This is a genomic window from Oceanicaulis sp. (genome assembly GCF_965249665.1).
Taxonomy (GTDB): Bacteria; Pseudomonadota; Alphaproteobacteria; order Caulobacterales; family Maricaulaceae; genus Oceanicaulis.
In genome coordinates this window covers 2662963-2676722 of record NZ_OZ252247.1, presented here as the reverse complement: position 1 = coordinate 2676722, position 13760 = coordinate 2662963, and the positions used below count along the sequence as shown (strand labels likewise).

The following is a 13760-nucleotide window of genomic DNA, read 5'->3' as shown; positions in this document are numbered from 1 at the left end:
GAAGCAGACTAGGTCAGGGCCAAGGGCGACCCTCACTTACAATTGTGTTAGATATGATCTGACAGCAAACGTCGGATATCCAGGCGCGCGTCGAGCTTGGCGCCGAGCAGATACAAACCCGCGACCTTGCGCTGGATGAAGACCGCCATGGGCGCCGGCGTTTGGGCGTATCCCATTGCACGTAGAGTGAATCCGCCCTCTCTCAGCGGTTCAACGAGCGCAGACGCGTCAAAATCATACGGCTTGTCGCTGAAGAGCGGCGACAGGGCCATCTCGGTCAATTCCAGCACCAGAGCGCGTTGATCCGCCGGCGTCTCATCTGACAGATAGCCGAGCTCCGTCAGCGCGTGCTCTCGGCCCTCTTGGTCGCCTGACAGGCCCGCTCGCAGCAAACGCCTTCCGGCGTTCTGGATCGTGTCGGGAATGTCCTGCACGGCGCCGAAATCCAGAAGACCCACTCTGCCTGTGTCAGGTTGGTAGCGGTAATTGGCGAAGTTGGGATCACTCTGGATCGCGCCAAACTCAAAGACCTCACGCAAGGTCAGGTTCGCGAGCTGAGCCATCACTCGGTTGCGCTCGCTGGGAAGGGCGTCAGTCAGCGCTTCAATCGGGTCGCCGGGCAAATAGCTCATCGCCAGGACACTGGCCGTGGTCAGATCAGCCGCCAGCTCGGGTGTTGCAAAGCTGTCTGATCCGGCGAGCCAGTCTCGAAAAAGCGCCAACTTCTCACCCTCACGGGCGTAATCGGCTTCATCCCTGAGCTGGCGTTTGACTTCCTCTAGGATTGGCTTGAGATCGAGCCCTTTGGGGGCGAGCCCGGACAGGGCGATCAGGCTTGCGAGATTGTCCACATCGCTGTCGATGCTGTCTCTGACGCCAGGATACTGCACCTTGATCGCCAGATCGCGTCCGTCCTTGGTTTGCGCGCGATGGACCTGACCGATGGACGCGGCGGCCATGGGACGGGGCTCAAACCGTTTAAACCGGCTGAGCCAGTTCGGCCCCCAATTCTGGGTCAACACGCGCTTGAGCTGGTGGGGCGGCATGGGCCGCGCGCTTTCGCGCAGCCGCGCCAGCACCTCGGTCAGTTCCGGCGGCAACAAATCCCCGGAATCCATGGACAGCATCTGTCCCATTTTCATGGCCGCTCCGCGCAGATGCGCCAACTCATCAGCCATGCGTTTCGCGTTCGATGGGGTCAGGATCAGCCGCGAAGCGTCCAGCTGCTCGCCTCTCGCCAGCGCCTGTACGGTGTTGCCAAGCGCTTCCCCCGCCGTGCCAGCGGCGAGACGCCCGAAGCGTCCCAGCCGGCTCAGGCGTCCTTTGGGGACGGCGGAACCGCGCTCTTCGCGTCTGTCGGTCATGCGATTATCCTCTCAGGTGAGAGAAGCTAGGTCGCATCCCGAAGAAAACCCGATCAGGCGGAAAAACTGATCATCGGATCGCCGACGTCCAGCTGTCCGATCTGAACGGCGGCGTCATGTCCATGCCTGTGGAAGACAGCCAGCACGTCGGCAGCGGCGTCTGGCGCGCACGCTACCAACAGGCCGCCGCTGGTTTGTGGATCGCACAGCATGTCGCGATCTGCGTCTGACCAATCCGAAGTCTTTGCAACATAGCGTTCAACCGCCGCCCAGTTGCGTCCTGATGCGCCTGTGCGCACGCCCTGGTCCAAGAGACGCCGTGCGCCGTCAAACACGGGCAGCGCGGTGCGATCAATGCGGGCGGAGAGGTTCGATCCGCGGCACATTTCCGACAAATGGCCAAGAAGACCAAAGCCGGTGACGTCCGTGACCGCATGCACGCCGGACAGGGCCGCCAGATCGGGGCCGGGCGTGTTCAACCGGGTGGTCTTGGCGATCATGGCCTCATAATCCTCCGCCGTCAGAAGCCCGCGCTTTTGAGCGGCGCTGAACACGCCGACGCCTAAGGGCTTGCCCAGGATCAGCACATCGCCCGGTTTCGCCCCGGCATTGGTCAGAATCTGGTCCGGATGCGCCAGGCCGAGCGCCACAAGTCCGTAGAACGGTTCGGCGGCGTCAATGGAATGACCGCCGGCCACGGGCGCGCCAACGCTTTCCGTCACCGAGCGGCCGCCGTCCAGGATCTGCCGGATGGTTTCAGGCGGCAGCGCATTGATCGGCATGCCCAGCACCGCCAGGCAGAAGATCGGCTTGGCGCCCATGGCGTAAACGTCTGACAAGGCGTTCGTCGCCGCGATGCGTCCAAACTCATAAGGATCATCGACCACAGGCGCGAAAAAGTCCGTGGTCGCCACCAGCGCGATCTCGTCATTGATCTTGTAGACGGCTGCGTCGTCGCGCGTGGCGGCGTCCAATAGCAGTGCGGGATTGAGCGGCAAGGGCGGGCTGTCCGCCAGTATGCGGTCGAGAAAGGCGGGATCGAGCTTGCAGCCGCATCCGCCCCCGCGCGCCAGGCTTGTCAGAGACGGCGGAGTGGAAGAGGAGGAGGTCTCGGTCATGGTCGCATCCGGCTGAGTTCGATTCTTGATCAGAACGGAACTATAAGGCGCGCATGTTGCGATACGAGACCCTCAAGGACGTCAGCGCCGCCGCATTGCAGCGCTTTGACCGGATCATCGATGTGCGCTCGCCCACCGAATACGCCGAGGATCATTTGCCGGGCGCGGTGAACATGCCCGTGCTTGATGATGCTGAGCGCGCTGAAATCGGCACGACCTATGTCCAGGTGTCCGCGTTTGAGGCGCGGCGCGCGGGCGCGGCGCTGGTGGCGCGCAATGCGGCGAACCATCTCGAGACCGCACTGGCGGACAAGCCCAAACGCTTTCGACCGCTTGTCTATTGCTGGCGCGGCGGCATGCGTTCCAACTCCATGGCGACAATCCTGTCTGCGGTCGGCTGGCCCGTCGCAGTGCTGGAGGGCGGCTATCAGACCTGGCGGCGCGCCGTGATGGCCGGGATCGAAGCGGCGTCGCCTGCGCTCGACCTGATCCTGGTCGATGGTCAGACCGGCACGGCGAAAACGGCTCTGCTGGAGGTGCTTCGCCACAAAGGCGAGCAGGTGGTGGATCTTGAGGGGCTCGCCCGGCATCGGGGCTCGGCGTTTGGCGGGTTTTCAGGTGCGCCCCAGCCCAGCCAGAAAGCGTTTGAGACAGCGCTTTGGCGCGCGCTTGAAAGCGTTGACCCCAGCCGTCCTGTCTTTGTGGAAGCGGAATCCGCGCGCATCGGGTCCGTCCGTCTGCCGTCACCGTTGTGGACGCGGATGAAGGCCGCGTCGCGTATAGAGATTACGGCGCCTGTGGCTGAGCGGGCGCGGTTTCTGGCGACTGCCTATGCCGACATTGTTCAGGATCCGGAGCAGGCGTGCGCGGCGCTTGAACTCATCAGTGATTTCCACCCGCGCGATCAGATTGCGCATTGGCGAGACCTGGCGCTGCAAGGTCAGCCTGAGCGCCTCGCGGCGGAGCTTGTGACGGCGCATTATGACCCGGCCTATAACCGGGCGCGCCGCAAACGCCTGACCTCGAGCGCGCCGACCTTTCAGACAGATCGGCTGGACGCTGCGGCGCTTGAGATTCTGGCTGACCGGATCATCGCATCGAAATCGGCGCTATAAGAGGCGAACGCCTTCATGGCGATAGTGACGGTTCGCGAGGCCAGAGCCTTGCCAGAGGTTGGCACAGGTTGCGCCTGCCACTCAGCTATACGTTTGAACATACCGGAATTACTTGCCGAACCGGAGCGGGCATTTACTCTAGGGGCAGAAAAACCGGGGAGAACCGCCATGACTTTCAGTACACGACTACGCCTTCAGTCCGCTACGCTCGCGCTCGCTGCCGGGCTTGCGTCGAATGCGGGCGCCCTCGCGCAAGATGCGCCTATCGTCCAGCCGGGCGCGCCAGGCGAGGATGTCCGTCAGATCAGCGCGGAAGAAGCCGTTCAGATCGCCGCCAACCGCTTCTCTGAAGCGGACGTCCAATTCATGCGCGACATGATTGTGCACCATTTTCAGGCCGTCCAGATGGCGGACCTGGTCGCAGATCGCACCAGCACAGCGGACATTGTCGCCGTGGCTGGACGCATTAACGCCAGCCAGGCCGATGAAATCGCCTTCATGCAAGGCTGGCTGAACGAACGCGGACAGGATGCGCCCGATCCCGCCAATGATCCGCACGCCATGCATCACCATATGAACCATGGCGATGGCCATGACGGTCATTCCATGATGGCGGGCATGGCGACACCGGCTCAAATGGAAGCCCTGGCCCAGGCGAACGGGACAGAATTTGACGCTCTGTTTTTGGAGTTGATGATCGCCCATCATGACGGCGCTGTGGTCATGGTCGATGCGCTTCTGGACGAGAGCGGATCCGCTTACGATCCTGTTTTGTTTGACTTCGTCAACGATGTGCGCAGCGAGCAAAACGCAGAAATCCGGCGCATGAACGCTGTGCTGGCGACTTTATCAGAAGATCCGCGCAATGGCCTGTCCGCGGGTTTCCGTGACGCGGGCGAAGCGATTTCAAACATGCAGCTTGTGGCCAGCTTGCCCAAGCCGACCGGTTTTTTCGATGCGGAGAATCCCGCGGGCCTTCCGCCTGAAATCGCACCTGAGGACACCGATGAGGAGGTGGAGCGCCGATTTGGTCAGCGCGCGCCGTTCCTGAGCTTCTCCAATACGGACATGGCTTTCTCCGGGGATTTGATGGCGGTCGGCAATTATCACGGCTTCAATCTCTATCGCCTCGGTGAAGCGGCGCCGGTACTCATCAGCTCGGTTGTGTGTCCGGGCGGGCAGGGCGATGTCTCGATCGTCGGCGATTTGCTGCTGGTCTCTGTTCAGGATACGCGCGCACGGGTGGATTGCGGCCGTCAGGGCGTCACCGAAGACATCAGCGAAGAGCGCTTCCGAGGCTTGCGGATCTTTGACATCAGCAATCCCGTCGCACCGCGCCAGGTGGGTCAGGTGCAGACTTGCCGCGGCTCTCACACGCATTCGGTCGTCTCAAGCGATGAGGACATGATTGTCGTCTATAACTCAGGCACCAGCTCTATCCGCGATGAGGAAGAGATGGCGGGCTGCGTCGCAGGTTTTCCGGGGGATGAGCAAACGGCGCTGTTCAGCATCGATGTGATCGAGATCCCGGTCGCCAACCCGGCCGCGTCTCGCATCGTGGATAGCCCGCGCGTCTTCGCCGATGATGAGACGGGCCGCATCGCTGGTCTCTGGAGCGGCGGCGATCATGGCGAAGGCACGCAGTCCACGCGCCGGACCGACCAGTGTCATGACATTACGGTCTTCCCGTCGCTGAACCTGGCCGCCGGCGCCTGCTCGGGCAATGGCATTGTGCTTGATATCAGCGATCCGCGTGCGCCGCAGCGCATCGACGCCGTGGTCGATCAGGGCTTCGCCTACTGGCATTCCGCGACCTTCAGCAATGCAGGCGACAAAGTTCTGTTCACCGATGAGTGGGGCGGTGGCGGTCGGCCGCGCTGCCGCGCGCAAGACCCCATGGATTGGGGCGCAAACGCGATTTACGCCATCAATGACGGTCAGCTTGAGTTTGAAGGCTATTACAAGATTCCTTCAGCCCAGACCGAGGAAGAGAACTGCGTCGCGCACAATGGCTCGATCATGCCGGTTCCGGGCCGCGACGTCTTCGTTCAGTCCTGGTATCAAGGTGGGATCTCCGTGCTCGACTTCACCGATCCCGCCAATGCCTATGAGATTGCCTATTTTGACCGCGGACCGATCGACCCGGATGTGATGGTGCTCGGCGGATACTGGTCAAGCTATTGGTATGACGGCCGGATCTACGGCACCGAGATTGTGCGCGGTCTGGATGTTTTCGAGATGACGCCCAGCGAGCATCTGAGTGAAAACGAGATTGCCGCTGCGGCCCTGGCGGATCAGGGTCAGACCTTCAATCCGCAACAGCAATTCCCTGTCAGCTGGCCCGATCACCCGGTTGTCGGCCTCGCCTATCTGGATCAGCTGATGCGTGATGAGGCGTTGCCGCAAGACCAGGCGGATGCGCTGTATGACGCTCTGGGTCGTGCCGCACAGGCTGTCGAGGCGGATGAGCGTAATCGCCAACTGGCGCGCGAATTGCGCGATCTCGGGCGTGACTTGCCCGAGACGTCGGATGGCGGCGCAGTGGCGCATCGTCTTTCATCGCTCTCAGACGTGATTGACGGTGTGGCGCGCAGCCTGCGTTAAAGACCTTCAGACTTTACGGTCTGAGCCATGAAGAAGGAGCCGCGTCAGAGATGGCGCGGCTTTTTTTGTGACTAGAGCCTGTGGCATACGCGCAAGAGCTCGCGCCTCTCTGAGGCGCGCCCAAATGGGTGATCACATCATTATTTGAAAAAGAAGGCTGGCGGAGACGAAGGGATTCGAACCCTCGATACCCTTTTGAGGTATACTCCCTTAGCAGGGGAGCGCCTTCGACCACTCGGCCACGTCTCCACTAACCGGTGTAGCCGGGCTTGCACCGCGCGATCAAGTCGCTCGCGCCTCTCAGCTGCAGTTTATGCTGTAATGGGCTGGTTATCAGTCCGCTCGGCTTTGCGTTCTGGCGCAGGCTCACCTATTTCAGCTGCATGAACGACATCGTGCTCAACGCTCTCGCCTCCGTCGCCGACCCGGCCACCGGGGCGCCCTTGAACCGGTCAGACCGCATTGACGGCGCGGATTTGCGTGACGGCGTGGCGACGCTGGTGCTCAAACCCGGCGGGGCTGATGAGGATGCGGGCGCCTTGCGGCAGGCAATCCAGACGGCGCTGACCGCCCATCCTGAGATCGAGCGCGCCCGAGTGATCATTGAGACCTCGCTCAGCGCCAAAGCTTCAAAACCTGTGAAACCTGAATCATCCGCGCCGAAAGCACCAGCCAAGGCTGTGATCGCGGTGGCGTCGGGCAAGGGCGGCGTCGGTAAATCCACCACTGCGGCCAATCTGGCGGCGGCCTGCGTAAAGATGGGTTTGTCAGTGGGATTGATGGACGCCGACGTTTATGGCCCGAGCGCGCCTCGAATATTTGGCCTGACAGGTGCGCCGGGCTTGCAAAAGACGGATGGCGGTATCGAGCCGTTGGAAGCGCATGGCGTCAAACTGGTGTCCATGGGCTTTTTAGTGGGCGAGCGGGACCCGGTGGTCTGGCGCGGACCCATGGTGACAGGCGCGATCCGGCAGTTCCTCAACGAGGTGAATTGGGGCGATCTGGATGTGCTGATCATCGACATGCCGCCCGGCACAGGCGATGCGCAGCTCGCTATCGCGCAGAGCGCGCCAATCTCAGGTGTTGTGATTGTGTCGACCCCGCAAACCCTGGCGCTTGATGATGCGCGCAAGGCTGTGGCGCTGTTTGATCGCACGGCGATCCCCATCCTCGGAATTGTCGAGAATATGAGCTTTTTCCTGTGTCCGTCTTGCGGCGAGGGAACCGAGATTTTCGGTCGGGGCGGCGCGCGGGCGGAAGCCGAGCTTCTGGGCGTGCCCTTCCTGGGTGAAATCCCGCTGCATCCTGAATTGCGTGAAGCCAGTGATGAAGGCCGGCTGGTGGCCTCGGGTGACGGCCCCGTCGCCAAGGCGTTCCATCGCGCTGCATCGGGCATGCTGCATGCCCTGGAAGGCGCGCATCGGCCCGCGCCTGAAATCGTCTTTGAAGACTAAAGCTCTACAATGGGCTCAAACCCGCCAAAGATCATACGCTTGCCGTCAAAGGGCATTTGCCCAAGCGCTTCCATGCGCGGGTCGTCCATGATCGCGCGCCAGCCTTCATCGCGTGTGGCTTTGTCTGGCCACACCATCCAGGAGAGGACCACGCTTTCTCCGTCCTGAAGCTTCACCGCCAAGGGAAATGAGGTCAGATCGCCTTCGGGGACGTCTTCGCCCCAGCATTCTATCAAAGTCAGTAAGCCATGATCCTTGAAGATGGCGCCGGTCTGGCGCGAAAACTCTTCATACACTGCCCTGTTCGCATTGGGCACGGCGCTCACTGCCGCTTCGATATATGTCATCCTAGTCTCCCCTGACTGTCTGCGCGCACTTTATCAGCGCCGCCTATGCCAGCGAAACAAATACTCGGGTGCGCCAATATCAGATACGGCCCTTGTAAGGGGTGTCAAACTTGTCAAAATTGATAATTGATGAAGCGCAAAGCGTGCGCGAGCTGTATGGAGTGCTGACAATGGTAGACTGGTCCCCCGAGCAGGTGGATGCGGCCCTCAAAGCGGGTGAAATCATCCTCGTGGATGTGCGTGAACCGGGCGAGTATGAGAACGAGCGCATTCCCGGCGCGCTGCTCTTGCCGCTGTCGACCTTTGACCCGGCGGCGCTGCCGACCGGGCAGGGGCGCAAAGTGGTGCTGCATTGCGCGGCGGGCGGTCGATCCGGCAAAGCCTTGCAGGCCTGCGCCGCCGCCGGATCCGAGGTGACAACGCATATGGCGGGCGGCATGGGCGCCTGGAAAGCCGCGGGGCTTGGCTATTATAGAATTGAACCGTCAACCGGGCAGATGGTGCTGCAAGCCTGACCGGTTCAATCCCTGAATGAAAAAGGGCGCGCAAGAGATTGCGCGCCCTTTATGTTGGGTGATGCGCTGGATTAGTTGTTGAGGAAATCGCGCACCAGTGCGGCGGTTTCAACCGGCCATTCCTCCATGGGGACATGGCCGGTGTTATCCATCAGCACCAGGCGAGAGTTGGGAATGGCGGCGTCAAAGCGCGGACCGTGGGTGGCCGGGATCATCGCGTCGTTACTGCCCCATACGATCAGGGTGGGCGCGGCGATGCGGGCGAGGTCCGGGTTGGGGTCAGGCAGAGTGAACTGCTCGATCCGTGCGATCAGCGCCTGGCCATTGCCCTCGACCCGCATCATGGCGCGGATACGTTCAAGCTGTTCAGCCGTGACGCGTGAGGGGTCTGCATACAGGCTGGAGGTCGCATAGGCGACGCCGGCTTCCGGGGCCAGCGAGAGATAGGCGCGCATGGCGTCCGGGACCGGGGCGGGATCATCGCCCACGCCCAGATTGGGATAGCCGCCCGGATCGATCAGAATCAGATGGTCCACGCGATCAGCATGGTCCGCGGCATAGCGCCAGGCGATCAGCCCCCCCAGCGAATTACCGCCAATCGCGAATCTGTCGGGCGCAATCATATCCAGAAGGGCGCTGACCTGGGTCACGGTGTCAGTCACGGAATAGGCCTGATCGGCGCGCGGGCCGGTCAATCCGTGTCCGGGAAGGTCAAACCGGATGATGCGGAATTGGTCTTCAAGCTCGGCCGCCATAGCCTCCCAAGATTCAAGCGAATGACTGAATCCGTGGATCAGGACGAGGGCCGGAGCGTTTTCAGGGCCGCTTTCGCGGACGCGCCAGTCTTCTCCATCCACCGTGACGAAGCGGTCTTGCTCAGTCATCCATTGCTGGCTGACCGCGTCCATATCAAGCGGACGCAGCGTCCAGGCGAAAAAGGCGATCACCAGAACCGCCAGCAGGATCACCCCGCCCAGAATACGCAGCAGCATGTCAGTCATTCCTCAGATGCCTCAGTCCAGACGACTCAAGAAGGCCTTGATCGGCTCAAGCGCGGCCGGTTCTGTCAAAAGGGGAGCATGGCCGACATCAGGGACCTGGGCCAGCTCCATCGCGCGATGGCGATGTGACATTTCATTGACACACTCCATAGCCAGAAGGTCGGAAATGGCGCCACGCACCAGCAAGAGAGGCGTGCCCTTCAAGCCTTCAAAGAACGGCCATAGATCGGGCGGCGCCACATCGCCGTCTTTGACCGGTTTGGAGATGTTGGCGTCGTAATCGAGCACGATCTCGCCTGTGTCGATGGACCGGCAAGTGCGTTTGGCGAACGCGATCCAGAAGTCCGCGCCGGTCTCCTTCGGGAAGGCGACGCCGTTGATGGCGCGCAAGGCCTCTCCGGCTTCCTCCCAATTGGCGAAGCGTCCGGCCCCGCCCACATAGCCCTGGATGCGGGCCAGACCGGCCGGGTCGAGCTCCGGGCCAATATCATTGATCACCGCGCCGGTCAGAAGGCCCGGGCGAGTAGTGGACAAGATCATCGTCATCAATCCGCCCATAGAGGTGCCGACCGAGATCACAGCCTTCCAGCCCAGCTCATCCAGAAGGCCTTGTACATCCTCGACATATTTGGCCGGATTATAGTTTTCGATCTGGCTGTCGTAATCCGATTTGCCACGTCCGCGGACATCCACAGCCACGACCGTACGGCCCATTTCGGCGATGATCGGCGCCAGATCCTCAAAATCACGGCTATTGCGCGTCAGGCCATGCAGGCAGATGACCGGCCTCTTGCCGCTTTCGCCCTGCGCCGGATAGCGTCTGTAATAGGTGCGGACGCCATCGGGGGCGGTGAAGTAATGCTCTGAAAACGGGGTCATCAAACCGTCTCGGCCTCCTGGTTCTTGCTCGATTGACGTTGCGCCAGACGCTGAAAGCCTGCGGCGAGAAATTCAGGCATGCGCTCGGTCACAGCCTCTAGATCGCTTGATTTGCACAGACCGCCTGACAGCGCGTCTACGCGTCCGGTGTCGGCAAAGGTCAGAACCAGCGCGCCGGACAGGAAATGATAGCTCCAGAACAGCTCTTCTTCTGGCGCATCGGGCAGGGCGCGCCGGACGGCATCCAGAAAATGGCGCACAATGGGGTCAAAATATTTGGACATGATCGCCACGCCCCATTCCGGCGAGTTGGTGACCTGGCCCACCAGGGCGAAATAGCTTTTCCAGCCCGGGCCGCCATTGGCGCTGCGGTCCAGCAATGGATGGGTGAAGGCGTGAATGATCGCCTCCAGCGTCGGGCCATCCGGGCCGGCATTGGCCTCGCACGCTTCCAGTTCAGCGAGGCGAATCGTATTCAACTCCTCGGCGCGGCGCAGAAGGACCGCGTCGAACAATTCTCGTTTGCCGCCAAAATAATAGGCCACGAGCGCCGGGTCGCTGTCTGCCTGGCGGGCGATGGCGCGCACAGTGACGCCATGAAACCCCTTTGCGGCGAACAGGCTCTCTGCGGCGTCAAGCAGGCGTGTGCGGGTGCGCTCTCCCCGTCGCGTTCCTCCGGCGTCGGTCATGATGTTAGTCCTCCCTTAAGCCCTTTTAGAGCCCGGAGCCTAGGATTGACCAGACTTTGCCTGTGTCAGGGCCTGTGTCTGGGAAGCCTCAGCTCTTCTGTTTGTTATGACCGAAGTCCTAATGGTTCTTGACTTTTCATTCAACGTTGAATTTACCTCATGCAAAAGCTCATAGAGGCTACTGTTCACAGGGAGGGATTACCCCATGACTATGAAACGCACCGTATTGAGTGCGGCCGCATTACTCGTATCTGCGTCCGCTCTGCCGTTCGCCGCGACGGCCATTGCTCAGGAGACCGGGGCTTCAGACGGCCCGGCCCGCGACGTGGTGACCGTCACCGCACGCCGCCGTGAAGAAACACTGACGGACGTCCCGATCTCTGTGACCGCTTTCTCCGGCGATCAGCTGGACGCTCTTGGCGCGCAGGACATCACCGCAGTGGGTCAGGTGACCCCGAACGTGACGCTGGAAGTGTCGCGCGGCACCAACACCACGCTCAGCGCTTTCATCCGCGGCGTTGGCCAGCAAGATCCGGTTGCAGGTTTTGAAGCCGGCGTGGGTATTTATCTCGACGATGTCTATCTGAACCGCCCCCAGGCTGCGGTTCTGGACATTTACGATGTGGAACGCATCGAGGTTCTGCGGGGTCCGCAGGGCACGCTTTACGGCCGCAACACCATTGGCGGCGCCGTCAAATACGTGACGCGCGGCCTGTCAGACGAGCCGACCGCAAGCGTCCGTGTGAATGTGGGCAGCTATAACCAGCTTGATGTCATCGCATCCGCTTCCACCCCGCTCTCCGATACGGTTCGGGTCGGCGGCGCCTTGGCGCGTCTGTCGCACGAAGGTTATGGCGACAATCTCTACAACGGCATTGATAACTACAATAAGTCAGTTTGGGCTGGACGGCTCTCGGCGGAGTTTGACCTCTCTGAAACCTTTCAGGTCCGCGTATCTGCTGATTACACCGATGACGCCTCCAACGCCCGTCAGGGGCATCGTCTGATCCCTGATCAGTTTCCGACCTTCGACTATCCCGTTCTCGATGACGAGTTTGATACGCGCGCCGGCCTCGATTTTCCCGAGCAGTCAGTTGAAGCGTATGGCGGCTCGATCACGGCGGAATGGATGGTCAATGACTCCATCACGTTGAAGTCGATCACCGCCTATCGCGAAGATGAGAGCACCACGCCCATCGACTTTGATTCGCTGCCGGAAGCGGACCTGGACGTACCGGCGATCTACAAGAACGACCAGTTCTCTCAGGAATTCCAGATGCAGTATTCCGGCGACCGCCTGAACGGCGTGGTCGGCGCATACTATCTGGACGCCAGCGCCTCCACGGCGTTTGACGTGATCCTGGCCACAACGGGCGCCATCATCGGTTTGCCGGGTCTGAACGCGCAGACCTTTGGTGACGTCTCCACGGAAACCTGGTCAGTGTTCGCAGACTTCACCTATGACCTGACTGATACGCTCGAGCTGTCTCTTGGTGCGCGCTACACCGAAGACGAGCGCTCCTCCATCGTCCGCCGCACCACCTTCATCGGCGGTGCGTCCGACATCTTCGGCGGCAGCGCGGTTCCGATCGCTGTCACTTCGGACTTCAATGGCACTGCGGACTTTGACGACTTCTCGCCGCGCGCGTCCCTGGCCTGGTCGTTTGCGGATGGCCAGAACGTTTACGCGACCTACTCCCAAGGCTTCAAGGGCGGCGGGTTCGATCCGCGCGGCCAGACCAGTGCTGCGCCTGATTTTGACAATGACGGCACGGTTTCGGACGGGGAAGTCTTCCGCTTCATGCAGTTCGATCCCGAGGAAGTGAACAGCTATGAGCTGGGCTGGAAAGCCGATTGGGGCAATGGCTGGCGCCACTCCCTGGCCGTATTCCAGATGGATTACACCGATGTTCAGGTCCCAGGTTCCGTGGGTGTCGATACTGATGGCGACGGCGTCGCCGACACCTTTACGGGCGTCACCACCAACGCCGGTGAAGCAACCCTGCGCGGCGTGGAATTCGAACTCTCCGGCGCCTGGGAGACCAACGCTTTCGTCGATGGCGATTACATGAGCCTGAACGCGACCGTAGGCTTGCTGGACGGTGAGTATGACCAGTTCATCAATGCGTTCGGTCAGGATATCTCAGACCAGGCCTCGATCCAGAACACGCCGGAAACGACGGCTTCGCTGTCGCTGGGCTATAGCGTGCCGGTTTATTCTGGTGAGCTGAACCTTCTGAGCACGGTCTCCTATCGCAGCGACTCCCAGCAGTTTGAGTTGGCGAGCCCACTGATTGACCAAGAGGCCTATACCCTTTGGAACGCCAGCGCTGTCTGGAATTCTGACGATGGCGTCTGGTCTGCGGGTCTGTACGGTCGCAACCTGACCGACGAACGTTACAAAGTCGCTGGATATGATTTTGTTGATTATTCCAGCAATAGCGGTCCGTTCACCCCGACTCTGGGGCTTGAAGGCACGCTGACCGCCTTCTACGGCGATCCGCGCACCGTGACGGCTTCAATTACCTACCGCTACTAATTGCGCCTAAGGTGAGAACGCCGCCAACCTGTCCGGGTTGGCGGCGTTTTTTCTTTGCCTTTTGAAGGTTTACCCCTTCAGTATGTGGAGAGCGCCACAGAGCGCTTCCAAATAGAAAAGACCAGGGGAGAGACA

11 protein-coding genes and 1 tRNA gene are annotated in these 13760 nt (G+C 61.1%); 5 read left to right on the top strand and 7 right to left on the bottom strand.

All coding sequences use genetic code 11. The annotated features are described in order from the left end of the window. Positions 1-47: 47 nt before the first annotated feature. Both ACP154_RS12890 and selD read right to left on the bottom strand, forming a co-directional pair. Positions 48-1364 carry an ABC1 kinase family protein gene (locus ACP154_RS12890; protein WP_421858538.1) on the bottom strand — a complete coding sequence of 439 codons (1317 nt, stop codon included), beginning with the start codon at positions 1362-1364 and terminating at the stop codon, positions 48-50. Positions 1365-1417: 53 nt separating this feature from the next. Continuing rightward, the gene (gene selD, locus ACP154_RS12885; RefSeq protein WP_421858541.1) at positions 1418-2482 is read right to left on the bottom strand and encodes a selenide, water dikinase SelD; all 1065 of its coding nucleotides are present in this window, start codon (positions 2480-2482) and stop codon (positions 1418-1420) included. Positions 2483-2535: 53 nt separating this feature from the next. On the opposite strand from selD, the gene mnmH reads away from it, so the two are divergent. After that, positions 2536-3597 (top strand): tRNA 2-selenouridine(34) synthase MnmH, encoded by a 1062-nt coding sequence (gene mnmH, locus ACP154_RS12880; RefSeq protein WP_421858543.1) that lies wholly within the window; start codon positions 2536-2538, stop codon positions 3595-3597. Between the two features lie 168 nt (positions 3598-3765). Further along, complete coding sequence (locus tag ACP154_RS12875; RefSeq protein WP_421858545.1) at positions 3766-6201, top strand: DUF305 domain-containing protein; 2436 nt, start codon at positions 3766-3768, stop codon at positions 6199-6201. Between the two features lie 158 nt (positions 6202-6359). Here the strand turns inward: ACP154_RS12875 and ACP154_RS12870 are convergent. Further along, positions 6360-6450: transfer RNA gene (locus tag ACP154_RS12870), tRNA-Ser, on the bottom strand. A gap of 134 nt (positions 6451-6584) precedes the next feature. On the opposite strand from ACP154_RS12870, the gene ACP154_RS12865 reads away from it, so the two are divergent. Further along, positions 6585-7655 (top strand): P-loop NTPase, encoded by a 1071-nt coding sequence (locus ACP154_RS12865; protein WP_424993787.1) that lies wholly within the window; start codon positions 6585-6587, stop codon positions 7653-7655. On the opposite strand, the gene ACP154_RS12860 is transcribed toward ACP154_RS12865, so the two are convergent. Continuing rightward, the gene (locus ACP154_RS12860) at positions 7652-8002 is read right to left on the bottom strand and encodes a DUF1428 domain-containing protein (RefSeq protein WP_421858550.1); all 351 of its coding nucleotides are present in this window, start codon (positions 8000-8002) and stop codon (positions 7652-7654) included. The two genes, ACP154_RS12865 and ACP154_RS12860, sit on opposite strands and share 4 nt — an antisense overlap. A 110-nt stretch (positions 8003-8112) precedes the next feature. On the opposite strand from ACP154_RS12860, the gene ACP154_RS12855 reads away from it, so the two are divergent. Next, positions 8113-8517: a rhodanese-like domain-containing protein gene (locus tag ACP154_RS12855; RefSeq protein WP_421858553.1), complete on the top strand. Its 405-nt coding sequence runs from the start codon at positions 8113-8115 to the stop codon at positions 8515-8517. A gap of 71 nt (positions 8518-8588) precedes the next feature. Here ACP154_RS12855 and ACP154_RS12850 read toward each other — a convergent pair whose 3' ends face one another. Genes ACP154_RS12850 through ACP154_RS12840 form a run of 3 tightly spaced genes read right to left on the bottom strand, consistent with a single transcriptional unit; the run spans position 8589 to position 11086 of the window. After that, positions 8589-9509: an alpha/beta fold hydrolase gene (locus ACP154_RS12850; RefSeq protein WP_421858555.1), complete on the bottom strand. Its 921-nt coding sequence runs from the start codon at positions 9507-9509 to the stop codon at positions 8589-8591. 21 nt (positions 9510-9530) lie between these two features. Then, a complete protein-coding gene (locus ACP154_RS12845; RefSeq protein ID WP_421858557.1) occupies positions 9531-10397 on the bottom strand; it encodes an alpha/beta fold hydrolase in 867 nt (288 codons plus the stop codon). After that, entirely contained in the window at positions 10397-11086 is a 690-nt protein-coding gene (locus ACP154_RS12840; RefSeq protein ID WP_421858560.1) for a TetR family transcriptional regulator, read from the bottom strand. The genes ACP154_RS12845 and ACP154_RS12840 overlap by 1 nt, the downstream gene beginning before the upstream one ends. Before the next feature lie 205 nt (positions 11087-11291). Here ACP154_RS12840 and ACP154_RS12835 point away from each other — a divergent pair, with 205 nt between their 5' ends. Beyond that, positions 11292-13625 carry a TonB-dependent receptor gene (locus tag ACP154_RS12835; RefSeq protein WP_421858563.1) on the top strand — a complete coding sequence of 778 codons (2334 nt, stop codon included), beginning with the start codon at positions 11292-11294 and terminating at the stop codon, positions 13623-13625. The last annotated feature ends 135 nt before the right edge of the window (positions 13626-13760 follow it).

Coding starts and splice junctions, on each gene's coding strand:
- mnmH (WP_421858543.1), top strand. CDS start 2,536: ATGTTGCGATACGAGACCCTCAAGGACGTCAGCGCCGCCGCATTGCAG.
- ACP154_RS12890 (WP_421858538.1), bottom strand. CDS start 1,364: ATGACCGACAGACGCGAAGAGCGCGGTTCCGCCGTCCCCAAAGGACGC.
- selD (WP_421858541.1), bottom strand. CDS start 2,482: ATGACCGAGACCTCCTCCTCTTCCACTCCGCCGTCTCTGACAAGCCTG.
- ACP154_RS12840 (WP_421858560.1), bottom strand. CDS start 11,086: ATGACCGACGCCGGAGGAACGCGACGGGGAGAGCGCACCCGCACACGC.
- ACP154_RS12850 (WP_421858555.1), bottom strand. CDS start 9,509: ATGCTGCTGCGTATTCTGGGCGGGGTGATCCTGCTGGCGGTTCTGGTG.
- ACP154_RS12845 (WP_421858557.1), bottom strand. CDS start 10,397: ATGACCCCGTTTTCAGAGCATTACTTCACCGCCCCCGATGGCGTCCGC.
- ACP154_RS12875 (WP_421858545.1), top strand. CDS start 3,766: ATGACTTTCAGTACACGACTACGCCTTCAGTCCGCTACGCTCGCGCTC.
- ACP154_RS12865 (WP_424993787.1), top strand. CDS start 6,585: ATGAACGACATCGTGCTCAACGCTCTCGCCTCCGTCGCCGACCCGGCC.
- ACP154_RS12835 (WP_421858563.1), top strand. CDS start 11,292: ATGACTATGAAACGCACCGTATTGAGTGCGGCCGCATTACTCGTATCT.
- ACP154_RS12860 (WP_421858550.1), bottom strand. CDS start 8,002: ATGACATATATCGAAGCGGCAGTGAGCGCCGTGCCCAATGCGAACAGG.